25 protein-coding genes are annotated in these 23,344 nt (G+C 68.2%); 17 read left to right on the top strand and 8 right to left on the bottom strand.

What is annotated here, in order from left to right; all coding sequences use genetic code 11:
* Positions 1 to 2: 2 nt before the first annotated feature.
* Genes AMO33_RS30760 through rimP form a run of 3 tightly spaced genes read right to left on the bottom strand, consistent with a single transcriptional unit; the run spans position 3 to position 2,148 of the window.
* Positions 3 to 410, bottom strand: coding sequence for a YlxR family protein (locus AMO33_RS30760; RefSeq protein WP_081433323.1), 408 nt, complete (start codon positions 408 to 410; stop codon positions 3 to 5).
* Positions 411 to 469: 59 nt separating this feature from the next.
* On the bottom strand, positions 470 to 1,498 hold the full coding sequence (nusA, locus tag AMO33_RS28535) for a transcription termination factor NusA (protein WP_011210602.1): 1,029 nt from the start codon (positions 1,496 to 1,498) through the stop codon (positions 470 to 472).
* The gene (gene rimP / locus AMO33_RS28530) at positions 1,495 to 2,148 is read right to left on the bottom strand and encodes a ribosome maturation factor RimP (RefSeq protein ID WP_060594896.1); all 654 of its coding nucleotides are present in this window, start codon (positions 2,146 to 2,148) and stop codon (positions 1,495 to 1,497) included. The genes nusA and rimP overlap by 4 nt, the downstream gene beginning before the upstream one ends.
* A 351-nt stretch (positions 2,149 to 2,499) precedes the next feature.
* On the opposite strand from rimP, the gene AMO33_RS28525 reads away from it, so the two are divergent.
* Complete coding sequence (locus tag AMO33_RS28525) at positions 2,500 to 3,012, top strand: hypothetical protein (RefSeq protein WP_060594895.1); 513 nt, start codon at positions 2,500 to 2,502, stop codon at positions 3,010 to 3,012.
* On the top strand, positions 3,009 to 3,437 hold the full coding sequence (locus AMO33_RS28520) for a ferritin-like domain-containing protein (protein ID WP_011210605.1): 429 nt from the start codon (positions 3,009 to 3,011) through the stop codon (positions 3,435 to 3,437). Before AMO33_RS28525 ends, AMO33_RS28520 begins: the two co-directional genes overlap by 4 nt.
* A gap of 1 nt (position 3,438) precedes the next feature.
* Here AMO33_RS28520 and AMO33_RS28515 read toward each other — a convergent pair whose 3' ends face one another.
* Both AMO33_RS28515 and AMO33_RS28510 read right to left on the bottom strand, forming a co-directional pair.
* Positions 3,439 to 5,190 carry an acyl-CoA dehydrogenase family protein gene (locus AMO33_RS28515; protein WP_060594894.1) on the bottom strand — a complete coding sequence of 584 codons (1,752 nt, stop codon included), beginning with the start codon at positions 5,188 to 5,190 and terminating at the stop codon, positions 3,439 to 3,441.
* Between the two features lie 150 nt (positions 5,191 to 5,340).
* Positions 5,341 to 7,098 carry a proline--tRNA ligase gene (locus tag AMO33_RS28510; RefSeq protein ID WP_060594893.1) on the bottom strand — a complete coding sequence of 586 codons (1,758 nt, stop codon included), beginning with the start codon at positions 7,096 to 7,098 and terminating at the stop codon, positions 5,341 to 5,343.
* 58 nt (positions 7,099 to 7,156) lie between these two features.
* On the opposite strand from AMO33_RS28510, the gene yaaA reads away from it, so the two are divergent.
* The 6 genes from yaaA to AMO33_RS28485 all read left to right on the top strand — a co-directional run bounded on the left by yaaA (position 7,157) and on the right by AMO33_RS28485 (position 10,932).
* The gene (gene yaaA / locus AMO33_RS28505) at positions 7,157 to 7,900 is read left to right on the top strand and encodes a peroxide stress protein YaaA (protein ID WP_060594892.1); all 744 of its coding nucleotides are present in this window, start codon (positions 7,157 to 7,159) and stop codon (positions 7,898 to 7,900) included.
* A gap of 46 nt (positions 7,901 to 7,946) precedes the next feature.
* Entirely contained in the window at positions 7,947 to 8,360 is a 414-nt protein-coding gene (locus AMO33_RS28500; RefSeq protein ID WP_060594891.1) for a PPOX class F420-dependent oxidoreductase, read from the top strand.
* 248 nt (positions 8,361 to 8,608) lie between these two features.
* Positions 8,609 to 8,773: a hypothetical protein gene (locus AMO33_RS31840; protein ID WP_159005637.1), complete on the top strand. Its 165-nt coding sequence runs from the start codon at positions 8,609 to 8,611 to the stop codon at positions 8,771 to 8,773.
* Positions 8,770 to 9,726, top strand: a complete 957-nt coding sequence (locus tag AMO33_RS28495; protein WP_060594890.1) for a hypothetical protein — start codon at positions 8,770 to 8,772, stop codon at positions 9,724 to 9,726. Before AMO33_RS31840 ends, AMO33_RS28495 begins: the two co-directional genes overlap by 4 nt.
* On the top strand, positions 9,723 to 10,031 hold the full coding sequence (locus AMO33_RS28490; protein ID WP_060594889.1) for a hypothetical protein: 309 nt from the start codon (positions 9,723 to 9,725) through the stop codon (positions 10,029 to 10,031). The genes AMO33_RS28495 and AMO33_RS28490 overlap by 4 nt, the downstream gene beginning before the upstream one ends.
* A 232-nt stretch (positions 10,032 to 10,263) precedes the next feature.
* The gene (locus AMO33_RS28485; protein WP_205317778.1) at positions 10,264 to 10,932 is read left to right on the top strand and encodes a hypothetical protein; all 669 of its coding nucleotides are present in this window, start codon (positions 10,264 to 10,266) and stop codon (positions 10,930 to 10,932) included.
* Between the two features lie 20 nt (positions 10,933 to 10,952).
* On the opposite strand, the gene AMO33_RS28480 is transcribed toward AMO33_RS28485, so the two are convergent.
* Positions 10,953 to 11,381, bottom strand: coding sequence for a hypothetical protein (locus AMO33_RS28480; protein WP_011212385.1), 429 nt, complete (start codon positions 11,379 to 11,381; stop codon positions 10,953 to 10,955).
* 263 nt (positions 11,382 to 11,644) lie between these two features.
* Between AMO33_RS28480 and AMO33_RS30755 the strand changes: the two genes are divergently transcribed.
* The gene (locus AMO33_RS30755) at positions 11,645 to 12,379 is read left to right on the top strand and encodes a hypothetical protein (RefSeq protein WP_240327341.1); all 735 of its coding nucleotides are present in this window, start codon (positions 11,645 to 11,647) and stop codon (positions 12,377 to 12,379) included.
* An 81-nt stretch (positions 12,380 to 12,460) separates the two neighbouring features.
* Here the strand turns inward: AMO33_RS30755 and AMO33_RS31835 are convergent, their stop codons facing one another.
* Positions 12,461 to 12,655 (bottom strand): hypothetical protein, encoded by a 195-nt coding sequence (locus AMO33_RS31835; RefSeq protein ID WP_041561586.1) that lies wholly within the window; start codon positions 12,653 to 12,655, stop codon positions 12,461 to 12,463.
* A gap of 476 nt (positions 12,656 to 13,131) precedes the next feature.
* Here AMO33_RS31835 and AMO33_RS28470 point away from each other — a divergent pair, with 476 nt between their 5' ends.
* Together AMO33_RS28470 and AMO33_RS31830 are read left to right on the top strand one after the other, a co-directional pair.
* The gene (locus tag AMO33_RS28470) at positions 13,132 to 14,070 is read left to right on the top strand and encodes a tyrosine-type recombinase/integrase (protein ID WP_060594888.1); all 939 of its coding nucleotides are present in this window, start codon (positions 13,132 to 13,134) and stop codon (positions 14,068 to 14,070) included.
* Positions 14,071 to 14,105: 35 nt separating this feature from the next.
* Positions 14,106 to 14,357 carry a hypothetical protein gene (locus tag AMO33_RS31830; protein ID WP_062954251.1) on the top strand — a complete coding sequence of 84 codons (252 nt, stop codon included), beginning with the start codon at positions 14,106 to 14,108 and terminating at the stop codon, positions 14,355 to 14,357.
* An 81-nt stretch (positions 14,358 to 14,438) separates the two neighbouring features.
* Here the strand turns inward: AMO33_RS31830 and AMO33_RS28465 are convergent, their stop codons facing one another.
* Positions 14,439 to 19,400: a DEAD/DEAH box helicase gene (locus AMO33_RS28465; RefSeq protein WP_060594887.1), complete on the bottom strand. Its 4,962-nt coding sequence runs from the start codon at positions 19,398 to 19,400 to the stop codon at positions 14,439 to 14,441.
* 325 nt (positions 19,401 to 19,725) lie between these two features.
* Here AMO33_RS28465 and AMO33_RS28460 point away from each other — a divergent pair, with 325 nt between their 5' ends.
* From AMO33_RS28460 to AMO33_RS28435, 6 genes are all read left to right on the top strand, one after another.
* A complete protein-coding gene (locus tag AMO33_RS28460; protein ID WP_060594886.1) occupies positions 19,726 to 20,103 on the top strand; it encodes an ArsR/SmtB family transcription factor in 378 nt (125 codons plus the stop codon).
* Positions 20,100 to 21,209, top strand: coding sequence for an ACR3 family arsenite efflux transporter (arsB, locus tag AMO33_RS28455; protein WP_060594885.1), 1,110 nt, complete (start codon positions 20,100 to 20,102; stop codon positions 21,207 to 21,209). The genes AMO33_RS28460 and arsB overlap by 4 nt, the downstream gene beginning before the upstream one ends.
* Complete coding sequence (locus AMO33_RS28450; protein ID WP_060594884.1) at positions 21,206 to 21,640, top strand: arsenate-mycothiol transferase ArsC; 435 nt, start codon at positions 21,206 to 21,208, stop codon at positions 21,638 to 21,640. The genes arsB and AMO33_RS28450 overlap by 4 nt, the downstream gene beginning before the upstream one ends.
* A complete protein-coding gene (locus AMO33_RS28445) occupies positions 21,637 to 22,296 on the top strand; it encodes an arsenate reductase ArsC (protein WP_060594883.1) in 660 nt (219 codons plus the stop codon). The genes AMO33_RS28450 and AMO33_RS28445 overlap by 4 nt, the downstream gene beginning before the upstream one ends.
* 15 nt (positions 22,297 to 22,311) lie before the next feature.
* Positions 22,312 to 22,722, top strand: a complete 411-nt coding sequence (locus AMO33_RS28440; protein ID WP_011212395.1) for an arsenate reductase ArsC — start codon at positions 22,312 to 22,314, stop codon at positions 22,720 to 22,722.
* A gap of 90 nt (positions 22,723 to 22,812) precedes the next feature.
* On the top strand, positions 22,813 to 23,247 hold the full coding sequence (locus AMO33_RS28435) for a DUF6640 family protein (protein ID WP_060594882.1): 435 nt from the start codon (positions 22,813 to 22,815) through the stop codon (positions 23,245 to 23,247).
* Positions 23,248 to 23,344 lie beyond the last annotated feature (97 nt).

Here is a 23,344-nt window from a genome sequence, read left to right as displayed (position 1 = left end):
GCTCATGAGTGCTCGTGCCTGTTCTCGAGGTATTGCTCCAGGGCTGAGATATCCAGATGTCCGGACACTCGTAGTGCTCTGCCGAATGCTCGGCGTCGAACCGCTTGGCTCAGACAAGCCGAAAGGGGGTGCAACCAGGCACCCCTCCCGGGAAGTCTGCGCCGTGGATCGGGAACGACCACGACGATACGGGATCCGTCGCCGGCGTCCCGATCACGTGCCACGATCCGTAACAGATCGACGGCCGACTCGCGCTTCCGGCATCCGATGCACGTACGCACCGGCTCCGACCGGCGCGGAGTCGTCCGGTGGTGCTCGGTGGTGCGTTCGGGCAACGGCGCCGAAGGCTCGTGTCGAACCTGACACCACTCTACAGCCGCACCACCGTGATCACCGAACCCGTCCCCCATCGACATGCTCAACGCGTCGTCGGGGGCCGCTGATTCCCGGCTCGTGCCGCGGGCTCCGCTCAACTGCGATGCGCCTCCGTCCGCATGCCGTCGCCCACGTCCGGGGCGGCGTCGCTGCGGATGTCGATGCGCCAGCCGGTGAGCCGGGCCGCGAGCCGCGCGTTCTGCCCCTCCTTGCCGATGGCCAGCGAGAGCTGGAAGTCCGGGACCACCACCCGCGCCGCGCGGGCGTCGGGATCGACGATGGTGACCGAGACCACCTTCGAGGGCGAGAGCGCGTTGCCGACGAAGGTCGCCGGGTCGTCGGCGTAGTCGATGATGTCGATCTTCTCCCCGGCCAGCTCGCTCATCACGTTGCGCACGCGCTGGCCCATCGGGCCGATGCAGGCGCCCTTGGCGTTGACGCCGGGCACCGTGGAGCGCACCGCGATCTTGGAGCGATGCCCGGCCTCGCGGGCGACCGCCACGATCTCCACCGAGCCGTCGGCGATCTCGGGCACCTCGAGTGCGAAGAGGCGGCGGACCAGGTTGGGGTGTGTGCGCGAGAGCGTGATCTGCGGGCCGCGCGGACCGCGCGAGACGCCGACGACGTAGCACTTGATCCGGTCACCGTGCTCGTATGTCTCGCCCGGCACCTGCTCGGCGGGCGGGATCAGGCCCTCGGTGCCGTGCAGTTCGCTGCCGATACGGACCACGACGGTGCCGCGGGCGTTGGCGCGCGCGTCGCGCTGCACCACACCGCCGACGATGTCGCCCTCGTGGGTGGAGAACTCGCCGAAGGACTTCTCGTTCTCCGCGTCGCGCAGGCGCTGCAACACGACCTGCCGGGCGGTGGTCGCGGCGATGCGCCCGAAGCCTTCGGGGGTGTCGTCCCACTCGGAGATGACGTTGCCGTCGGCGTCGAGCTCGCGCGCCATCACCCGGACCGCGCCGGTGCGCTGGTTGATGTCGACGCGCGCGTTGGGCTGGTGGCCCTCGGTGTGCCGGTAGGCGGTGAGCAGGGCCGACTCGATCGCGGAGATCACCGTCTCGATCGAGATCCCCTTGTCGGCGACGATCGCGCGCAGGGCTTCGATTTCGATGTTCATTCCTCGATCCCTTCGGTCGGGTCGGACGCTGCTGCTGTCGATGTTTCCTCGCTGATCGCCCCGTCGGCGGCGATGGCCCGGTCGGCACCGGGATCCGGCCTGCCCGGCGCCACCCCGCCCGCGAGTTCCAGTTCCCTGGCCCCCGGCGGGGAGAACTCCACCTGCACGACCGCCCGCTCGATGTCGGCGAGCGGCACGCGCACCCGGTGCGGATTCCGCTTGCCGCCGAGCACCAGGGCGATCTGCTCGCCGTCGAGTACCCCGACACGGGCCTCGAAGCCGGCCGAGCCGCCGGGGTCGGGAGGCTCCGCCCCCGGCCGCAGGGTGATCCGCACCTTTCGCCCCTGGGCCCGGCGCCAGTGCCGCGGCGCGGTGAGCGGCCGGTCGACCCCGGGGGTGGTGACCTCGAGCAGATACGGCGAATCGCCGAAGATGTCCGTGTCGTCCAGGACCACCGACATCTCCGAACTCAGCTCGGCGACCGCGTCCAGGTCGGCTGCCCCGTCGCTGTCCACGACGACCGTGACCCGGGTCTGCGCGTCCGCGCGGCTGCCTGCCCTGGTGATCTCGACGCCCTCGAGGTCGAATCCCCGGCGTTCGACGAGACCAGCAACGAGCTGGCTCACCCTTTCCTCGGTCGGCATGGGCATGTGGGGCGGCTCCTGGTTCAGTTGTGGCGCGGTCGAAGATTCTGTACCGAAGGTCTAGCGTAACGCGCCCCGAGAGTGTAAAGGACCAGCGCCCTGGAGCAAGTTCGCCCGGCGTGGCGGCGAATGGTGGCGCGGCGCGCTCCGGCGGCGAGCGGCCGCCGGCGAATCTGGCACGATGATGCCGTGCCCATCCGCCTCCCCGCCCCGCCGCATGCCGGCGTCCTCCCGCCCCGGGCCGACGCCCCGGTGGATCATCCCGGACGCAGCCGTCGCGAGCCCGCCGACACCCGCCCCCGCGGCGTCCACCGGTCCAGCGGGGCAACAGGTTCCGGTCACTTCGGTGGTCCCGCGGTGGGTCGCCGTACCGCGCTGCGGGTCGCCGGTGCGGGCACGCTCGGTGTGCTGGCGCTGGGCGCGAGCGCGGGCTGTGCGGAGGAGCCGGTCCACGACCCCGATCCGCTCGCCGCCCAGGAGGCGCTGGCCCGCGCCGACGCCGCCGCGGCGACCGCCGCGATCGCGCTCGCGCCACAGCGGCAGACCACCCTGACGACGATCGCCGCGCAGCGCACCGAGCACGCCGACGCGCTGCGGGCCGAGGTGGCGCGGGTGATCGGGGTCTACGGCGACGGGACCACTCCGGTGCACAAGACCAGGGAGCCGAGCGCACTCGCCGCTACCGGCACGCCCGTCCCCGGCACGGCACCGCCCGCCGCACCGCCCAGCCTGGACCAGCTGCGCGAGCAGCTGACCCGTTCGGCGAAGGCCGCCGCCGACGCCGCCGTCGTCCAGGCCGGCTACCGCGCCGGCCTGCTCGCCTCCATCAGCGCCGCGTGCGCCGTCCATGCCCGGGAGATCAGCGCATGACCGACGCCGAACGTCAGGCGTTGCTCGACGCCCTGCGCGCCGAGTACGCCGCCGTCTACGCCTACGGCGTCATCGCCGCCTACGCCTCTCCCGAACGCGCGGGCCTGATCGCCGAGCACACCGCCGCGCACCGCGCCCGCCGCGACGCCACCGCGGACGCGCTGCGCGCCGCGGGCGCGGACGTGCCAAGCCCGGACGCCGCCTACGGTGTCCCGTTCCCGGTGCAGGATCCGGTCGCCGCCGCTCGGCTCGCCGAGACCGTGGAGACCGATGCCACCGTGGCCTGGCGCGCCGTGGTCGAACAGGGCGACAGCGAGGCGACCCGCAGGCTCGGGGTGGAGGCACTCACCGAGGCGGCGCTGCGCCTGGCCGCCTGGCAGGCCATCCTCGGCACCCCGAGCCCGGCGCTACCGGGCACCGTCTGAGTCAGGGCCGCATCTCGTAGGCGCCGTCGTAGCCGACGACCTGTGCCCACACCCGGTCGAAGCGCTCCCGGTCGGTCGCCGGGGTGCGCAGCGCGGCCACCGCCTGCGCGCGCTGCGTCTCGGTCGCGGAGGGTTTGCCGTACAGGGTGGTGGCGTGCGCGTTGAAATCACGGATCTGGAAGTCGAAGATCTGGTCGAGCACATCGCGGTCGAGCCCGGTGATCGCCGCCTGTTCCAGGATCAGCTGACCGTAGACCACCAGCGAGAACAGATGGCCGATGGTGAGCATGAAATCCAGGTCGCCCTGCTGGTTCTCGTCCGGGCCCGCGGTGGCGAGCAGCTCGCGCAGCGCGAGGGCCTGCTCCAGGAAGCGCCCGACGTTGGGGACGTCGGCGTGCGCGCGATACACCGGTACCCAGTCGGCGAACCGCACCTTGCCCGCGCCGCGGGCGGGCCCCTGCCGCCAGAAGAACGCGTCGTCGCCCGCGTCCTGCCTGGTGCCGATCTCCGGGTACTCGGCCGGGTGGAACAGGTAGTTGGGCAGGAACTTCAGGATCTGGCCGACGTTGACGTGCACCGTGCCCTCGAGCCGCGGGAGCGTGCGGATCAACCGCTGCACCTGGTCGAAGTAGGTGTTCTTCTCGAAGCCCTTGGCGGCGAGCACGTCCAGCAGCAGGGTGACGACCACCTCGGCCTCGGAGGTCACCTTGGACTTGGTCATCGGGTTGAACAGCAGGTAGCGGCGGTCGTCCAAGCTCGCGCTGCGGAAGTAGTCCACCGCGCGGTCGCTGAACAGCTTCATCGCCACGATCCGGCTGTAGGCGTCGACGAAATTGCCGCGCACATGCGGGAACTCGGTGACGCGCCGGCCGTAGAGGATCCGGTTGTGCGCGTGCGTGATCGCCTCGTAGAAGGAGTGCTCCACCATGCCGATGCCGCCGTGGCAGAGATTGAACTTGCCGACGTTGACGGTGTTGAGCGCCGCCGAGAACGCCTCCGGACCGGTGTGCAGGATGTCCTCGGCCCGCACCGGATAGTCCACGAGCCGGAAGGTGCTCACATACATCTGCTGGTGCACCACGTTGTCGATCAGCTGGTAGTTCTCGTGCCTGCTGTCGGCCACGAACCACACGTATCCGTCGGCGCCCTCGACGTCGCCGCGCCGGGAGAATACCGAGACCATGCTCGCCACGTTGCCGTTGCCGATGTAGTACTTGGTGCCGTCGGCGCGGAACAGGATGCCGGCCTCGTGGTCGGCGCTTCCCGGTTCGGTGGGCGTGAGCACGAGGTCGGTGTGGTAGATGTCGGCGCCGTGTGCCTGCTCGGACAGGGCGAAGGCCATGACCTGACCGTCGGCGAGGTCGGCCGCGGCGCGCTGTTTGGCGGCCTCGTTGTCGCTCTGCCAGATCGGGCCGAGGCCGAGGATGGTGACCTGCTCGGCATACCAGTAGGCGAGGCCGTAGAAGCCGAGGATCTCCGACAGCGCCGCGTTGCGGGCGGCGTCCCAGCGCCGGTCGGGATCGCCCGCGGCGTAGGCGGCCGGGGTGAGGAAGGTCGCGAACAGCTTTTCCTTGGCGACGAACTCGACGAAGTCGGCGGTCCACACCGCGGCGTGGTCGTCGGCCAGCAGCCGCCGCTTGCCCTTGTTCTCGAACCACTCGATCGTCGCCCGCAGCAGGCGGCGCGTCTCGGCGTCGAAGTGCTCGGGATCGTAGGTGGCCGGGTTGAACAACAGCGGATCGGTGCTCGTCATAGGGGTCAAGCTACCAGCGGGTAACAGCGGCTGACCAGCGGTTACACCTTACGGTGGCGTAGGTGGAGCCGAACTCTCTCACGGTCGGTTCGCCCGGCCGCTGACACGGCGATGCCCCGGCCCGGGACAGGGCCGGGGCATCGCCGGGATTCAGCCGCGGATCCGCGCGACCACCGTCGCCACCGCCTCCGCGGCGGGCACGTTCTCGGCCTCGCCGGTGAAACGGTTGCGCAACTCCACCGTGCCGTCGGCCCAGCCACGGCCGATCACCACCACCCACGGCATGCCGAGCAGTTCGGCGTCCTTGAACTTCACCCCGGGCGAGGCGGTGCGGTCGTCGAACAGCACGTCCAGCCCCTGCGCGTCCAGTCCGGCCACCACCTGCTCGGCGCCGGAGCGGGCGGCCTCGTCCTTGTTCGCGACGACCACGTGCACGTCGAACGGTGCGACCGCGGCGGGCCAGCGCAGGCCCTTCTCGTCGTGCTGCTGCTCGGCGATCACCGCGACCATGCGGGAGACGCCGATGCCGTAGGAGCCCATGATGAGCCGCACCGGCTTGCCGTTCTCACCGAGCACGTCGACCTCGAACGCGTCGGTGTACTTGTAGCCGAGCTGGAAGATGTGGCCGATCTCGATGCCGCGCGCCGCCTCCAGGGTGCCGCGCCCGTCCGGCGACGGGTCGCCGTCGCGGACCTCGGCGGCCTCGATGGTGCCGTCGGGGGTGAAGTCGCGGCCCGCGATCAAGCCGACCACGTGCTTGCCCGGGCTGTCCGCGCCGGTGATCCAGGCGGTGCCGGTGCCGACCCGCGGATCGACGAGGTAGCGGATGCCGTTCTCCTGCAACGCCTTCGGGCCGATGTAGCCCTTCACCAGGAAGGGATTGGCGGCGAAGTCGGCGTCGGTGAGCAGTTCCACCTCGGCGGGCTCGACGGAAGCGCCGAGCCGCTTGTCGTCCACCTCGCGGTCGCCGGGCACGCCGACGCCGACGATCTCGGTCTTGCCGTCCGGGTGGCGCAGCTTGACCATCACGTTCTTGAGCGTGTCGGCGGCGGTGACCGGACGCCCGAACTGCTCGGCGATGCCCGCGGCGTTGGCCCACTCGACCAGCGACGCGATGGTGGGGGTGTCGGGGGTGTCGTGCACGACCGCGGCGGGCCTGCCCTCGATCGGCTGCGGTTCGGGCGCGGGCGTGACCACCGCCTCCACATTCGCCGCGTAGCCGGACTCGCGGCAGATGACGTAGGTGTCCTCGCCGACCGGACTGTCGGCCAGGAACTCCTCGGAGGCGCTGCCGCCCATCGCGCCGGAGGTGGCCGCCACGATCACGTACTTGACGCCGAGCCGGTCGAAGATGCGCTGGTAGGCCTCGCGATGCGCGTTGTAGCTCGCCTTCAGCCCGTCCTCGTCCAGATCGAAGGAGTAGGAGTCCTTCATGACGAACTCGCGCCCGCGCAGGATCCCCGCGCGCGGCCGCTCCTCGTCGCGGTACTTGGTCTGGATCTGGTACAGCGTGACCGGCAGATCCTTGTAGGAGTTGTACTCACCCTTCACGGTGAGCGCGAACAGCTCCTCGTGGGTGGGGCCGAGCAGGTAGTCCGCGCCCTTGCGATCGTGCAGCCGGAACAGGCTGTCGCCGTATTCGGTCCAGCGGTTGGTGGTCTCGTAGGGGTCGCGCGGCAGCAGCGCGGGCAGCGAGATCTCCTGGCCGCCGATGGCGTTCATCTCCGCCCGCACGACATCCTCGACCTTGCGCAGCACCCGTAGCCCCAGCGGCAGCCACGAATACACACCCGGGGCGACACGGCGCACGTACCCGGCGCGGACCAGCAGTTTGTGACTGGGCACCTCGGCGTCGGCGGGGTCGTCGCGCAGGGTACGCAGGAACAGGTGGGAGAGGCGGGTGATCACGGCTCCACAGCGTAGTCCCCGCTCGAATCCCCGCTCAAAGGCATTACCGTATCCGCTCGTGCTGGTGCTGCTGCCTCCTTCCGAAACCAAGTCCGACGGTGGTCCCGCCGGTCCGCTCGACCTCGACGCGCTGGCGATGCCCCAGCTCACGCCGGTGCGGGCCGCGCTGGTCGACCACCTGATCGCGCTGGCCGCCGACCCCGAGGGCAGCCGCGCCGCGCTCGGGCTCGGCAAGGGCGCCGAGGCCGAGATCGCCCGCAACGCCGCACTGCGCACCTCCCCCACCCGGCCCGCGCTCGAGCGCTACACCGGCGTCCTCTACGACGCGCTGGACGCGCGATCGTTCACCCGCACCCAACGGGACAAGGCCCGTGCCCGACTGGCGATCGGTTCCGCGTTGTTCGGCGTGGTGCGGGCCGGTGACCTCATCCCCGCCTACCGGCTCTCCGGCGGCTCGAAACTGCCCGGCCTGCCGACGCTTTCGGCGATGTGGCGCGACGTGCTGCCGGACGCGTTGACCGCGGAGGCCGCCGGCGAGCTCGTGGTCGACCTGCGCTCGGGCGTCTATCAACAGCTGGGCCGGGTACCGGGCGCGATCACCGCCACCGTGCTCACCGAGCACCCGGACGGTTCCCGCACCGTGGTCAGCCACTTCAACAAGCACCACAAGGGCCTGCTGGCGCGCGCGCTGGTGCTCACCCGCGCCGAGCCCACCGACGTGCGCGGCCTGGCCAGGGTCGCGGCCAAGTCCGGGTTGCGGGTGGAAATCGCCTCGCCGACCGAACTTCTCGTGCTGACCTGAGGCGTGCCGGGAATGCGCGGGCGCGCCCGCGCGGTTCCACCTTCACGTGACCGCTATCACGACGCTCTCCGACGAGCTGAAGACCTACATCGACGAGGCGAAGGTGTTCGCCACCGTGGCCACGAACGGGCCCGGCGGCCAGCCCCACCTGACCGTGGTCTGGCTGGCCCGCGACGGCGACGACCTGCTGTTCTCCACGACCGTGGACCGGCAGCAGGGCAAGAACCTCGCCGCCGACCCCCGGGTGACCGTGTTGATCAACCCACCCGAGAAGCCCTACGTCTACGCCGAGATCCGCGGCACCGCCACCCTCACCCCCGACCCGGATCGGACGCTGCCCGACCAGCTCTCGCTGAAGTACACCGGGCAGCGCTACGCCGAGTTCAACCCGGCCTCGGCCCAGGACGGCGACCGGATCGTCGTGCGGGTCACCCCGCGCAAGGTGGTCGGCCGCCTCTGAGCCGGGTCAGCGGGAGCTGCTCGCGCCCAACCAGGCGCCCCGGGCACCGCCCACCGCGCCCGCGACGTCGTCACCCGCGTGATGACCGCCCGGAACGACCCCGCCGCCGGGCGGGCCACCCTGCCCGACTACGAACGCAGCGGCCTGGACCAGGAACCTCGCACGACAGCGACGCCCTGGCCGCGCGCCTCGAGGAGCTGCACGGCCACCTGTCCGCGCTCGACCTCGCCCAGCCCGAACGCGACCAAGTGAGGTTCACGGTCGACTACCTGTGGCGTGACGTGCGCCAGGTCGACCTGCTCGACACCCCCGTGATGGTCGACCCCGGCCAGGAAGTGCCCGGGCGGGTGCCGCAGCTGCTCCAAGCCTTCGCCGAGCAGCGGCCGAGATTGGCGCCGAGATCTCGGTCATGACCGTGGAGGATCAGCAGGCCGTGCGCGAGGCCGGCCGCGCCATCCGCGCCGGAGACGAGGTCGATGCGCGGCTGTGGCCCGGCTACGCCGACCGGGACCAGCTGCGCGAGCAGCTCGAAAACTACGCCCGCGACGCCATCGAGGCCGGCCGAGAGGCCGACTACCTCGCCGAGACCGACCTGGCCCCCTTCGACGCTGCCCTGGTCGGCATCAACGACGACATCGAGGATCGCATCGAGCGGATGTCGGTGAGCCACGACCAGCTGCTGGCCGCCGCCGAGGCCGCCAAGGGCCTGGCCCCGGCCGAGCGGCACCAGATCCGGGCAGTCCTCGCCGATGTCGAAGCCGGGGTCGACGAGGACTACGAACTACCCGAACTGATGTGGGTCGACGAGCGCAGCAAAGCCCAGCTCGACACCGACCGCAGCCACCAGCAGGGCGCCGGGCTGGCCGAGACGTTCTGCCGCGAGGCGATGCAGGTCATCGCCGACGGCAAAACCCAGCCCAGCAACGCCCACACCCAGACCCTCGAGGGCGTGCTGTCCACGGTGGGCGACAACCTCTACTCGGTCGCCTCCGGCAGCGTCGACGACGCCCACCGAACCCAGTTCGTCAAGGACCGCACCGAACTCGGGCGCGCCCTGACCGCCGCCGGGGTCTACGACGAGACCAAGGCCGACATCCGCGAACTGGTCGATACCCGTGCTCGCCAGGCTGGGAAACTCGGGCGCGGCGCCGTCGAACGTGAGCAGCGGTGGAAGACCCGCACCACCGAGATCCTCGCCCGCCGCGACGACGCCCGCGCCCAGCAGCACGCCGCCCGGACCGCACGACCTCGTTCCACGAAGACGTGCGCCACCCGCGTGGACCGCTCGGCTCAGACCACCTCCCCCGCCCCAACCGGCGCCCGGACAGCGGCCAGGCGGCACTACACCCCGGGGGTGGAGCGGTGACCGACACCGACCTCGTCGAGCTGCTGGTCATCGCCCGCGTCGACACCACGACCGCGGTCGCTGACCTGTTCAGCTGCCAGACCTACTACGACGCCGACACCGGGACCGAAACCGGACCCGGCGTAGAGGCGATGTGGGAGACGCTGACCGTCGACCCCGCCGCCCCGGTCTGCCTGGACTCGCTCGACCAGGCACTCACCACCTCCGGCTACCGGCGCACCAGCGCCTGGCGCAAACGCGTCACCGCCGCCGGCGCCATCCGCTACTTCGCCCACGCCACCATCGCGATCCCCGACCTGCCCTAAACCCGCAGGCGCGAGTCAGCCCCCCAGCGCGAACCTGGGGGGCTGACTGGTGTCAACGGATGGCTGACGACTATCCGCCCGAGCAACAGCACGGGTTTCTCCTGGGCAGGGAGCGTTGGGGTGCCCCCAACACGTGCCGGAATGAAAGGAACCCCGGTGATGTGCCTGACCGCCGAGGCGGCCGGTAGGGATCGTTCCGGGGTTTTCTGCGCCCAGTATAACCTCAGCGACCGTGACGACAATTCCCGCCCGATGGTCAGCTGCGGATCTGCGGCGATTCTTGTCTGCTGGCCGGTTCGACCGCTACGTGCAGGTCGCCGGCTCGGATGCGGCGGGCGAGCAGCTATATGAGTGGAACCAACTCGCCTCTGGAGCCTGGCACGAAACGCTCGGCTCGTTCGAGATCGTGCTGCGCAATGCCCTCGACGCCCAGCTGATCAGCTACCACCAGCGCATCCGTAAGGGCAACGGTGATTGGTACGCCGACCCGAAGATGCCTTGGGGCACAGGCACCAGGCTGGCACAGTCCATCCGCAAGGCACGCAGCCGTGCAACCCTGAACAAGACCATCCCCGAGGTCCACGGAAAAGTCATCGCAGAACTCAACTTCGGATTCTGGCGGTACACCCTCGCTGGCACCTACCAGAGCACTCTGTGGGCCCAGGCCTACCGGCACGCCTTCCCGCACCTGCGCCCGCGGAGCCGGACCGCTGTCTACGATCCAATCGTCGAGCTACACGAGTTGCGCAACAGAGTCGCGCACCACGAACCAATCCACGGCGTCGATCACACCGCACGGCTCAACGACTTGCTGCAAGTCCTCGCCTGGATCGACCCAGCCGCTGCGGCCTGGGTCGAAGACACCACGCGGATCCCGGCAGTGCTCGGCAGCCGTCCCTGAACCTCGATCACACGACGTCGCTACCTCTCCTGAGTCCTGATGTGCAACTTCAGGATGTCAATGAGCCTCCTCGCTTGATCCGGATCGATGTAGAGCCCGATCGTGGACGGCTCGCGGTTTCCGACCTGCTGCACCTCGATAGGGATGTGCATGCCCGAGGGCAGGACTCCGTTGGAGCGCCAGTTCACCGAACCGCTGGTGATGGCGCCCACCGACTTCACCGTGTACTTTTCCAGGCTCTTGATCTGGTCGCCCACCAACACGAGCCACCCCGAGCTGCCGTCCTCCTGGTCACGGCAGACCCAGTCGACGCCTGCGTCGATCGCGGCTGAGTGAGGCTCGCAGAGGGCAACTTCATAGGGGTAGCTCGACCAGCCACCGATCCTTTGCGGATCGAGGTCCTTGGTTCCCGCCGCCGGGCTGTGACAGTTCTTCACGAAACACTCCATTCGAGGATTGTCGGCCCTGCATGTGTGCGGGAACGCACCGCCACGCCGAAACCTCGAAAATCTGTTCGAGATGCCGCCACCCCGGCGTCGATTTCCGACTCGACCGCTGTGGCTCCTCGTCCGCCGTAATCGGGCAGGTTGTCGGTATCCACTGCGACACTCGGTGTTCCGTCGGTCGGTTCGCAAAAGGGGTAGGGGGCGAAGTGGCACAGCGCAGGCCGTGGATCAAGCGCAAAGTCGGCCAAGCGAGGTTGTGGGTTTGGATGCCGTACGAGGGCGGCTCGAACCGGGAGTGGATCCTGGGGGAACTCGGTCGGCGGGTGCGGCCAGAGTGGAACAAGCAGGCTCGGCGGTGGGAAATCGCCCGTCGTCACCTGTGGGTGCTCGCCGAGGCGATGGCTCAACGGTTCGGTGAGGTCGACCTGTTCATGGAGTTCTCCGAGACCGAGAAGTGCGACCGGCGCTGCCAAGAAGCCACCGAGACCGATGTCAGCGAGTGCGTCTGCTCATGTTTCGGCAAGTACCACGGCGGATTTGGTGACCCGCGTGCTGATTGGAAACTCGTTGGCGCCACCACCCTGGTCGCGTCGGGTCCTTTGCAGGTGAAGCACATGGTGATCCGCCGCCCACTTGCCCCGGGTCCAGACAATGCCTTCACCTCCCAGCCGCTTCCTCAGCAGCCAGCAGTATCGACGCAGCTACTCCATGATGTGCCTGAGCCTTCGGCCTCGGGAGCATCCACTGCTACTGGGTCCACCGATGTCGGCCGAGACGGCGAAGGCTCCGAGCGTGCGGCCGAGCCGCCACCGGTTCAACCGGTGGGTCGGGCGGCTGAAGCGGAGAGGCTTCCGGCGGGGTGTGGGATCGCGATGTTCCTCACCACCGTAATCGTGTCGGCTATCTTCGCCCTGGCCGTCCACGGGCTGTTCTGGATGGGGGCCGCTCTCGCGATACTCTTCGCCGTCGCGTTCGGCGCCGAGCGAATCGGCCTGCTCTAGCGCCGGGCCTGCCTTCGAGGACCGAGCTACCCGGTGGTGCATGCTCCGAGTTAGGCAGACACGCACCACCTGTACAGCCCACTACTCGCCGTGGTGGCCCCGCAAGAACCTCAGCTCGATCTCACGGCACTGTATGCCCTTCCGGAACTGGGCAGTCCTCCGGTCGATCTCCGGCTGGATCTCCCTGGCGACCTCCTCGAGGATCCCGCTGTCGGCGAGGACCTTGTGCAGCGACTCCTTCACCGATTCCAGCACCAGTTTGTCGAATGTGAACACGTTGTTCTCCTTGTGCGGTCCAGCGGTTGGGGCCGCGCCCGACGCACGGTGGATCTGCCGGACCGTGAATCAGAGCCTGCTCGGGCGCGCGGAGCGCACGGTAGAGACCAGGGGCGCAACCGGGCTGCTGGCCTCGGTCGCCGCAGCGTGCGAGCTGCCCGCGGTCGAGGCCACCGGGCGGGCGGCCGCCTCAGCTCGCCCGTAGGGAACTGCTAATCGGCAGGTTAGTGGTTGCGCTCTGGCCCAGAGTGGTGGCCGTGGCGGTGAGGCTGCCCGACGATGGCGGCAACCGCGCCCGAGCTGGCGGTAGCTGGAGGCTAGCAGCTCGTCGACGCAACCGTGTCTCCAACTTTGCCTGATAACTACGGTTATCGGGCAAGATAGGACCTGAACGGTTCCGGCGAGCTGGCACAACACCGCCCGCCGCGAGACGTTCGATTCCTGGTTATCGGGCAACCTCGGCGAAGGGGAGCGGAATGGGCGCGAAGACGGCCGACATCGACGACGAGACGACACTGCCCTTGGCGGTGCACATCGAGCAGTTCCTCACCGACCTCGCCAACGCCAACCGGCCCACCAACACCCTGCGCGCCTACCGCGGCGACCTCACCGGCTTCGCCGAACACGTCGACGGCGGCCTCGACGGCGTGACGGTGGCGGCGGTGCGCGGGTTCCTGTCGGGGATCGCGGATCTCGCGCCGGCAACCCGCAAGCGCAAGCGGGCCGCGGTCGCCGCGTTCTGCCGGTGGGCCGTTCGCCACGACCTGCTGGCCGCGAATCCGATGGACAAGGTCGACACCATCACCGTCCCCAAGACCCTGCCCCGCCCGGCCCCGGCGGCCGACATCGCCAAGGTCTTCGCCGCGATCTGCGCTCGCCGGCCCCGCAAAGATGTCGCCCTCGACGTGCTGCGGGACCGGGTGCTGTTCGAAACCGCCTACGTCTGCGGCGCCCGCGCCAGCGAGGTCTGCGAGCTGTATGTCGAGGACTTCGACCTCCGGCTGGACGACGAACACGTCCGGCTACACGGCAAGGGCGGCACCGTACGCACCGTCCTGCTCGACGACCGCGGCTACGTCGCCATGCTCCGGCTCTACCTCGACCGCACCGGCTACACCGCCGGACCCATGTTCCGCGCCAGCATCAACGGCCGCGGCGGCCCGCTCTCCTACTCCGCGGCGCATCACCGGTGGAGCCGCTACTGCGCCGCGGCCGGGGTGGACATCGACATCCACCAGCTCCGGCACTCCCACGCCACCGAACTCATCAACGCCGGCGTCTCCATCGAAGTCGTCCGCAAACGCCTCGGCCACGCCTCCACCGAAACCACCCAGATCTACGCCCTGCTCGCCGACCAAGTCGCCGACACCGAAATCCGCGCTGCCCGGCGCCGGCGCGATGCCAGCCGCCGATAAGTGCGGGCGCGGCCTGGCCATGGGAGCATCGCCGGATGAACTCTGAACGGCGACAGCTCCTGGCCGAGCTCCAGACAGCGATCGACGGCGTGCTACGTCGTGGCGACCCACGGGAGGATCTGGCCTACGCCGTGGCTCCGGGCAGCTCGACGAACCGAATCCACTCCCCAGCTGAAATCAAAAGACTGACCGCTGACCTGGACTTGGTGACCGAGGCGCTCGACAACGATAGCTCCGTATCGGAAGAGGAACTGCAGCGTCTGACTGGCGAATACCTCCGGTCCTGAGCGGGCCCCGCCGCCGGGACACTGACGGCGGGGGCTTGTCGGGCTGAGATCCGGCGCCGCGGCGGTAGTTTCCGGTGTCGCTCACCCAAGCGAATCCACGATCCTCATCGTCTCGACCGCGACCGTCGTCACCCGTTTGATCAGGTCGACGATGTAAGTTGGATCGTCGTGTTCGTCACACCAGTCGTTGGGATCGTTGACAATTCCCGACGCCGGGTCGGTCTTGACCTGGTAGCGCTCGATGATCCACGCCAACGCCGACCGGGATCCGAGCACGTAGCGGTCGGCGTCATCCGGGATGCCGGTGATGGTGACCTTGGGGTTGTACACGATGGTGGTGCGGTCCTCGACGTTCTTGCCGGTCTCGGGATGTTTCTTCTTGCCCCACTTCATCTTCGACACCCGCCACGTCTGCCGATCTTCCGGATCAGCGGCTCTGACCTGTATGTCGAGGTTGTACGGCTCCACGGTCTCGTAGCCGGTGTGCAGGTCCGCCAGCTGGCGGCCGGCATCGGCGAGTTGCTCGAACCGCTCCCGTGAGGTCGGGGTGGGGATGTGCGGCAGCATCTTCTTCAGGTCTGCGGCGTAGGTCTGCCGGTAGGTCGGATCGTGGAGCTGGCCGTAGACGTAGTAGAAGATGTCATCCTTGCTGACCTTGTCGTCGAGCGCATCGCGATACAGCTTGAGGATCCCGTCGGTGATGTTGTCGATTCTGCGGAAGCCGTAGTCATCGATATCGCTGCTCGTCGCGGCACCGAAGTCGAGCTCCCCCTCGGGGGTGACGACCTTCTCGTAGGTCCAACGGGGGAAGAACTGACCACCGCTTCCCGCTCCTGTGACATGGAGATCAGGAAGCATGTTGAGCATGAGCACCGAGAACGGCACAGCGGAGCCATTCCCCACCTGGTAAAAGCCAAGATTTTTGTGATGCGGGGTCGGGAACATCGACGGGAGCTGCGACCGCTCATGGTTGAGGTGCTTGTCGAAGTAGGTGTGCTGTTTAGCGAAAGGCCGGTAGAGGCTGACGGTATGGCCTTCGGTCCGGTATGTGACCTGCGTGCGACGGGCAAGGTGGGTGCGGAGACTGCGCGACCACTTGATGTAGTCAGCCTGCGCTGCAGTTGGGTTGGCGGTCAGGTAGTCCGTGACGGCGGCTTCGTTCGGCCGGGTGACCCCTGCGGTACGGCAGTAGTCAGCGAACGGGATGTGCTGGTCGTTGTAGTTGCCGATGAGCCGCTGCACGTTCGCGGCCAGATTGGTACGCGAGTAGTTGTACACCCACGCATCCCTGGTCGTCTCAAGCCCGCGGGAGAAGTTGGAGAAGACGGTGACCTGTTCCCGGGAGGCGTTTTTCTCCCCGATGGCTGGCCAGGCCTGGTACTCGTCGTTGCGTTGGTTGGCCCAGTCGCCGTGGGTGTTGGGGGTGATGGTCTGCCAGTCGATGCTGGTGAGGGTGCCCTCGGCGATGATGCGAAGTTTGTCTTCGCGGGTGAGGTAGTCGCCGATGTCGCGGTAGTAGATCTCGCAGGGCCCGGTGTGGTCGGGGTTCTTGATGCCGATGAAGATGGCAACGGTGTTGCGGCTGCCGGAGCCGAAGATCTTGCCGCCCTCTTTACGGGACAGTTCGCCCGCGGTGCGTTGGTTGCCGCGCAGGTTGTAGACGTAGATGCGGGAGTATTCGTCGGCCAGCGACAGGCGAAGTCCCGCCGCGGTGTTGCCGTCGATCCAGCCGCCGTTGGAGACGAAGGCGACGATGCCTTTGTTGCCGATGCGGTCGGTGGCCCATCGGAAGGCGCGCAGGTAGGAGTCGTAGAGGCTGTTCTTGTTTGTCGCTGTGGAGTGTTTGGCGTAGGTGTCGGCGATCCGGGCGTCGAGGGTGGGGTAGGAGATGTTGGCGTTGAGGTCGTTGGCGGAGTTCTGCCCGACCGAGTAGGGCGGGTTGCCGATGACGACGTTGATCGGGGTGGCGTTCTGGCGGGTGATGCGTTCGTTGTTCTGGGGGAAGATCATCGAATCCAGGCTGTCGCCGTTCTCGGTGATCTGGAAGGTGTCGGCGAGGACGATGCCTTCGAACGGGCTGTACTCGGCGGCTGCTTCTTTGCCGGTGAGGGCGTGGTAGGTGGTTTCGATGTTGACCGCGGCGATGTAGTAGGCCAGGAGCATGATCTCGTTGGCGTGCAGCTCACCAGCGTATTTGCGGGCCAGATCCTTCGGGGTGATGAGTCCGGATTGCAGTAGCCGGGTCAGGAAGGTGCCGGTGCCGGTGAAGGGGTCGAGGATGTGGACGTCTTGATCGGTGAGGCCGCGCCCGAACGCGTCGCGGGAGGCTTGGTCGGCGGCGTGGAGGATGAAGTCGACGACCTCGACGGGGGTGTAGACGATGCCGAGGGCTTCGGATTGTTTGCGGAAGCCCAGCCGGAAGAACTTCTCGTAGAGCTCGGCGATGACCTTCTGCTTGCCGTCGGCGGTGGTGACCTCGGCGGCGCGGACCCGCACCGAGGCGTAGAACCCTTCGAGCTTGATGGTTTCGGCTTCCAGGCCGGAGCCGTCGAGGGTGCCGACCATGGCCTGCATCACCCGGGAGACCGGGTTGTGGGAGGCGAAGTCGTGCTCGGCGAACAAGGCGTCGAAGACGGGTTTGGTGATCAGATGCTGGGCCAGCATGCTGATCGCGTCCTCACGGCTGATGGAGTCGTTGAGGTTGTCGCGCAGGCCTTGGACGAACTTCTCGAACTCCGCGGCGACCTCGGGGGAGGCGCCGGCGAGCAGGGCGCGGATGCGGGTGATGAGGGTGTTGGCGATGTCGGCGACGTCGGCGGCCCAGTCTTCCCAGTAGGCGCGGGTGCCGACCTTGTCGACGATGCGCGCCACGATCGCTTCCTGCCATTCCGACAGGGAGAACAACGCCATCTGCTGCGCCATCTGGGCACCCTCGTCCGGCGCCGGACTCCCCTCCGCTGCGTTGTCGCCGTGGTTGGTGGTGCTGTCGGAGAGAGTTTCGTGGTCGTCGGTGACGGGCCCGATGTGCCCGCCCATCAGCATGTCGCTGCCTTTGCCGGTTTTCTGGACGTCGCTGCTGGTGTTGAGGGCGATGGAGTTGACCATCGCGTTGAACCGGTCGTCGTGGGCGCGCAGGGCGTTGAGGACCTGCCAGACCACCTTGAAGCGGGTGTTGTCCGACAAGGCCTTCGCGGGTGAGACACCGGCGGGCACGGCGACGGGCAGGATGATGTAGCCGTAGTCCTTGCCGTCGGCCTTACGCATCACCCGCCCGACGGACTGCACGACGTCGACGACGGAGTTGCGGGGGTTGAGGAACATCACCGCATCCAGCGCCGGCACATCCACGCCCTCGGACAGGCAGCGAGCGTTGGTCAGGATCCGGCACTCACCCTCCGGCACCGGCGCCTTCAACCAGGCGAGTTCGGCGTTGCGCTGCAGCGCATTGAACGTGCCGTCGACATGGTGAACCGAGCAGGACAGGTCCAGGTTGGTTGATGCGACCTCATGGCCGTCGTCCTCGCGGTCGGCGAGCAGCTCCCGGTAGGCATCCACCACCGCGGGGAAGACTTCGGCGACCTGTTTGGAGGCGGCGATGTCCTTGGCGAACACCACGGCCCGCTTCATCGGCGGCTGCCCCGGCGGGAACCCCACCCCGTCGGGGGTTTTCCCGGCGCGTTTGGCCAGCCCGTTCCAGCAGCCGACGATCTTGGAGGCGTCATCGAGGCGCAGCTCGCTGAACTGCCCGGCCAGCTGCTGCTGCAAGGGCGCGGCGACGAGGTCTTCGTCGACGGTCAGCACGATCACCTTGTAATCGGTGAGCAAACCCCGCTCGACCGCTTCCCCGAACGACAGGCGGTGGAACTCGGGCCCGTAGCGGGTTTCGTCGTCCATCGACGACAGCTCCGCGGAATGTTCGGCGGCCTTGTCCTTGACGGTCTCGTCGAAGATCCGCGGCGTGGCCGTCATATACAGCCGCCGCTGCGCCTTCAGATAGTCGCCGTCGTGCACGCGCACGAAGTTCGACTCGTCATCGCCGACCAGGGTGACACCGGTGGTGCGGTGCGCCTCGTCGCAGATCACCAGATCGAACGGCTCCACCCCATGCTCAGCCTGCGCGCCGGCCACGGCGGGCAGGGACTGGTAGGTGGTGAACACCACCGTCAACCCCGCCGCATGGCGGCGGCGCTCCATCTCCGCAGCCAGGACCGCCGAGCTCGTGGTCACCGGGATCGCGACGTCGTGGACCGAGACGTCCTCGGCCGAGCGGGAGACCTTATTGTCCGAGCACACAGCGAACGCCCGCAGATCCAGCTGGGTCTGGGCCGTCCACTCCCGCAACGTTTGCGACAGCAGCGAGATCGACGGCACCGCGAACAGAATCCGCGCGTTGCCGCCGTTCTCGACGGCGGTGCGTTCGGCGATCTTCAACGCCGTGAACGTCTTGCCGGTCCCGCACGCCATGATCAGCTTGCCCCGGTCGTGGCCGGCGGCGAAACCGTTGAAGACGGCGTCGATGGCCTGGGCCTGATGCAGGCGGGGCTCGTGGCGCTTGGCCTCCGACAGGCTGACCTGCAGCTCACCAGCCGGCCAGGCGATGTCCCAGTCGATCGGGGACTCCGCGATCTCGGCCAGCCCGATCCGCTGCACCGGGATCGTCTGATCCTGCAGGGCGTCCTCGGCGTTGCGGCCCCACCGGTCGGTGGTGGAGATGATCACCCGGTTGGTGAACGGCTTCTTCCCCGAAGCGGTGAAGAACGAGTCGATATCGCCCTTGGCCAGCACATGAGTGGGTTCGTAAAACTTGCACTGGATCGCCGTCAACGCCCCGGTATCACGCTCCCGGGCGACCAGATCGATCCCGGTATCCGGTTTTCCTGCCCGGTCGGGCCAGTCGGTCCACCGCCACACCTTGTCGTACTGCTGGGCCAGCATCGGGTCCAACTCGAAGTAGCGGACCATCAACTGCTCGAACTTGGTGCCCCGCTCCGAGTTCGACGGCGCCTGCCGGAACGCCTCGATGACCTCGTGAACAGAACCCATAACCCACTCACACCTTCCCCACGCCAACAAACCCAGCCCGACCATCCTGCCCAGGCCCGCGCCCACAGCCAGAGCGGCATAGGCGGTCAGGACGGTATACGGCACAGTACCGCGCAACCTCGGGTCCGAAGCCGCAAGTGGTGGGTGGCCCGACGTCAGCAGGTCCTCCGCCAGCAACGGCACCGCCCAGCGCGACGGCGTCTGGCACGACACCATCCTGCTCGAACGCCGCTCCCCGGTCCGGTAACCGCAGCCCTGGCGGACGGGCCGGTGTTCACCGGCTGTTCGTTTGCCTCCCGGTATCGATATCGGTCAATATTGGCGTATGCCGAAGTCGAAGTTGGTGGTGACGCCTGTGCAGGCGTGCTCGGCCGCGCCCCTGGTGCGCGAGCCGCTGTCCGAACCCCACGCCGTCGAGCTGGCCAGCGTGTTCAAAGCACTCTCGGACCCGGTTCGGCTGCGACTGCTCAGCGCCATCGCCTCGCGCGAGAGCCAGGAAGCCTGCGTGTGCGACCTGTCCGCGGGCATCGAGTTGACCCAGCCGACCATCTCCCATCACCTCAAGGTGCTGCGCGAAGCCGGGCTGCTCGACAGCGAACGCCGCGCCTCTTGGGTGTACTACCGCGTCGTCCCCGAAGCGCTGCAACGGCTTTCGGAAGTCCTGTTCGTGGAGAGCGGCACCGCGATCGGAGCCCCCGCATGAGCGTGAACACCACCGACCAACCCGCCGTGGTCGCCAAACTGTCCACCCTCGACCGGTTCCTGCCCGTCTGGATCGGCGTGGCCATGGCCGCCGGCCTGCTGCTCGGACGCATGATCCCCGGCCTGGGCGATGCCCTGTCGGCGGTGGAGATCGACGGCATCAGCCTGCCGATCGCGATCGGGCTGCTGATCATGATGTACCCGGTGCTGGCCAAGGTCCGCTACGACCGCCTCGACACCGTCACCGGCGACCGCAAACTCCTGCTCAGCTCCCTGCTGTTGAACTGGATCCTCGGCCCGGCTCTGATGTTCGCCCTGGCCTGGCTGCTGCTGCCGGACCTGCCCGAGTACCGCACCGGGCTGATCATCGTCGGCCTTGCCCGCTGCATCGCCATGGTCATCATCTGGAACGACCTCGCCTGCGGCGACCGCGAAGCCGCCGCCGTGCTGGTCGCGCTGAACTCGGTTTTCCAGGTGATCATGTTCGCCGGACTCGGCTGGTTCTACCTCTCGGTCCTGCCCGGCTGGCTCGGCCTGGAACAAACCACGATCGACACCTCGCCGTGGCAGATCGCGAAATCGGTGCTGATCTTCCTCGGCATCCCGCTGCTGGCCGGGTACCTCACCCGCCGCTTCGGTGAACGCGCCAAGGGCCGTACCTGGTACGAATCCAGCTTCCTGCCCAAGATCGGGCCCTGGGCCCTGTACGGGCTGCTGTTCACCATCGTGATCCTGTTCGCCCTGCAAGGCGACCAGATCACCTCCCATCCTCTCGATGTCGTGCGGATCGCGATCCCGCTGCTGGCCTACTTCGCCATCATGTGGGGCGGCGGCTACGCCCTCGGCGCGGTCCTGGGTCTGGGCTACGAGCGCACCACCACCCTGGCGTTCACCGCCGCGGGCAACAACTTCGAACTCGCCATCGCCGTCGCCATCGCCACCTACGGCGCCACCTCCGGCCAGGCCCTCGCCGGGGTCGTCGGCCCGCTCATCGAGGTCCCCGTCCTGGTCGGACTGGTCTACGTCTCGCTCGCGCTGCGCAAACGCTTCCCCGCCACCATCTCCCCGGCGGCGGCGTCGGGCACCGGGGAGATGGCGCCGCGATGAGCACGACCCCGTCGGTGCTGTTCGTATGCGTGAAGAACAGCGGCAAATCCCAGATGGCGGCCGGGCTGATGCGCGCCGCCGCCGGTGACCTCGTGCAGGTCCATTCCGCCGGAACGAAACCCGGCACCGCGATCAACGCCCTGTCGGCCGAATCGCTGCTCGAAGTCGGTATCGACATCAGCGGCGAGACCCCGAAACCGATCGACCCGGCCCTGCTGGCCTCGGTCGACCTGGTCGTCACCCTCGGCCGCGAAGCCCACATCGGCCCGGTCGACGGGGTGCGGATCCTCAACTGGGACACCGACGAACCCTCCGAACGCGGCATCGACGGCATCGAACGCATGCGCCTGGTCCGCGACGACATCACCACCCGCGTCAACAACCTGCTCACCGAACTCACCACCCCCATCGAGCAACGGACACACCCATGACCGACAGCCCCTCCCACACCCGCCACGACCTGACCATCGACCAGCAACTCGCGCTGAAAACCGCGGCCACCCACTTGCAACGTGAGTTCAACGGAACCTTCGGCGTCGAGACCATCGAGCGGTTCCTGCACTCCTCCTACGACCAGTTCGCCGGACGCGCGACCGTGGTCAACTACCTGCCGCTGCTGGCCGAACGCTTCGCCCGCCAACGCCTGCACGCCCTGGCCCGCGTCGAAGGCAAAGCCCACACCGGCACCCCCACGGTGCTGTTCCTGTGCACCCACAACGCCGGACGCTCCCAAATGGCCCTCGGGTTCTTCACCCACCTTGCCGGGGACCGCGCGGTCGCGTGGTCCGGCGGCAGCGAACCCGGCGACGAAATCAATCCCGCCGCGATCGCCGCGATGGCCGAGGTCGGCATCGACATCACCACCGAGTTCCCCAAGCCCTGGACCGAGGAGATCATCCAGGCCGCCGACGTCGTCATCACGATGGGCTGCGGTGATGCCTGCCCGCTCTACCCGGGGCGCCGGTATGAGGAATGGGACATCGACGACCCCGCCGACCTCGACCTCGCCGCGATCCGCCCCATTCGCGACGAGATCGAAACCCGCGTCCGATACCTGCTCGCCGAACTCGACCTCCCCGCCCACTGAAAGGCCCACCCGCACATGACCACCAAGCCCAGCGTCCTGTTCGTCTGCGTCCACAACGCCGGACGCTCCCAGATGGCCGCCGGATTCCTGTCCCACCTCGCCGGCGACGCCATCGAGGTCCGCTCCGCCGGCAGCGCACCCGCCGATCAGATCAACCCGGCCGCGGTCGCGGCAATGGCCGAACTCGGCATCGACATCTCCGACCAGACCCCGAAGATCCTCACCTACGACGCCGTGGAAACCTCCGACGTCGTGATCACCATGGGCTGCGGGGACACCTGCCCGACCTTCCCCGGCGTCAGCTACCGCGACTGGGTGCTCGAAGACCCCGCAGGCAAGGGAGTCGAATCCGTCCGGCCGATCCGCGACGAAATCAAGGCTCGCGTGGAAGCCCTCGTCGCCGAACTCCTGCCCGCGCGCGCCTGAGGCCCGCCCCGCCCGGAGGCCGCGGCCACACACGGCTGCCGGCCTCCGGGCGGGAGTCCGATCCACTACAGGGCTGTAGGAACTCGTGAGATGACCACTCAGCGCAACCGTCACCACAGCACTGCACGCATTCTCGTCACCTACGTCGCCGTAGCCACAGCGCTCACCGCAGCACTGTCCGAGCTGCGCGACGACGCATGGCCCCCACACGCGAAACTCCATGCCGCCCAATACATCCTCGTCACGGTCGGGCTCAGTGTGATCGCGATGGTCCTGCTGTGGCAGCGCGGAAGCGGGGCACGAACACCCGTGATCACGGCCTGCTCGATCCTGGCCACGCCATGGCTGGGCCTGCTGGCTGCACCACTGTTTCCCGGCACCTCCTTGCACAAACCCCGACCGGACAACCCCCTGCTCCTCGGCCTACACCCGCAGCTACTCCTGGCCACTGTCATGCTGGCGCTGCTGCTCGTCGCCGTCGCGCTCACCACCCGAGCATCAACGACCGGAACGGCGGCGCGCTGACGGGTCGCTGTCGGCTTGGAACCGGCGAAGCCCTCGTCGAGCAATGATCAGAACCTGTGGATCCCGGGAGGGCGCGCCTTCCCGGAAGATGATCGAC

Origin of the sequence: Nocardia farcinica, from assembly GCF_001182745.1 — a bacterium.
GTDB lineage: Bacteria > Actinomycetota > Actinomycetes > Mycobacteriales > Mycobacteriaceae > Nocardia > Nocardia farcinica.
The sequence above is the reverse complement of the archived record's forward strand: the minus strand, read 5'-3'. Positions and strand labels throughout refer to the sequence as shown.

Excerpts from the sequence above, each read along its gene's own strand:
- AMO33_RS30760 (WP_081433323.1), bottom strand. The coding sequence starts at position 410 with ATGGGGGACGGGTTCGGTGATCACGGTGGTGCGGCTGTAGAGTGGTGT.
- nusA (WP_011210602.1), bottom strand. The coding sequence starts at position 1,498 with ATGAACATCGAAATCGAAGCCCTGCGCGCGATCGTCGCCGACAAGGGG.
- rimP (WP_060594896.1), bottom strand. The coding sequence starts at position 2,148 with ATGCCCATGCCGACCGAGGAAAGGGTGAGCCAGCTCGTTGCTGGTCTC.
- AMO33_RS28520 (WP_011210605.1), top strand. The coding sequence starts at position 3,009 with ATGACCGACGCCGAACGTCAGGCGTTGCTCGACGCCCTGCGCGCCGAG.
- AMO33_RS28515 (WP_060594894.1), bottom strand. The coding sequence starts at position 5,190 with ATGACGAGCACCGATCCGCTGTTGTTCAACCCGGCCACCTACGATCCC.
- AMO33_RS28495 (WP_060594890.1), top strand. The coding sequence starts at position 8,770 with ATGACCGTGGAGGATCAGCAGGCCGTGCGCGAGGCCGGCCGCGCCATC.
- AMO33_RS28480 (WP_011212385.1), bottom strand. The coding sequence starts at position 11,381 with ATGGAGTGTTTCGTGAAGAACTGTCACAGCCCGGCGGCGGGAACCAAG.
- AMO33_RS30755 (WP_240327341.1), top strand. The coding sequence starts at position 11,645 with ATGCCGTACGAGGGCGGCTCGAACCGGGAGTGGATCCTGGGGGAACTC.
- AMO33_RS28470 (WP_060594888.1), top strand. The coding sequence starts at position 13,132 with ATGGGCGCGAAGACGGCCGACATCGACGACGAGACGACACTGCCCTTG.
- AMO33_RS31830 (WP_062954251.1), top strand. The coding sequence starts at position 14,106 with ATGAACTCTGAACGGCGACAGCTCCTGGCCGAGCTCCAGACAGCGATC.
- AMO33_RS28465 (WP_060594887.1), bottom strand. The coding sequence starts at position 19,400 with ATGGGTTCTGTTCACGAGGTCATCGAGGCGTTCCGGCAGGCGCCGTCG.
- AMO33_RS28460 (WP_060594886.1), top strand. The coding sequence starts at position 19,726 with ATGCCGAAGTCGAAGTTGGTGGTGACGCCTGTGCAGGCGTGCTCGGCC.
- arsB (WP_060594885.1), top strand. The coding sequence starts at position 20,100 with ATGAGCGTGAACACCACCGACCAACCCGCCGTGGTCGCCAAACTGTCC.
- AMO33_RS28450 (WP_060594884.1), top strand. The coding sequence starts at position 21,206 with ATGAGCACGACCCCGTCGGTGCTGTTCGTATGCGTGAAGAACAGCGGC.
- AMO33_RS28445 (WP_060594883.1), top strand. The coding sequence starts at position 21,637 with ATGACCGACAGCCCCTCCCACACCCGCCACGACCTGACCATCGACCAG.
- AMO33_RS28440 (WP_011212395.1), top strand. The coding sequence starts at position 22,312 with ATGACCACCAAGCCCAGCGTCCTGTTCGTCTGCGTCCACAACGCCGGA.
- AMO33_RS28435 (WP_060594882.1), top strand. The coding sequence starts at position 22,813 with ATGACCACTCAGCGCAACCGTCACCACAGCACTGCACGCATTCTCGTC.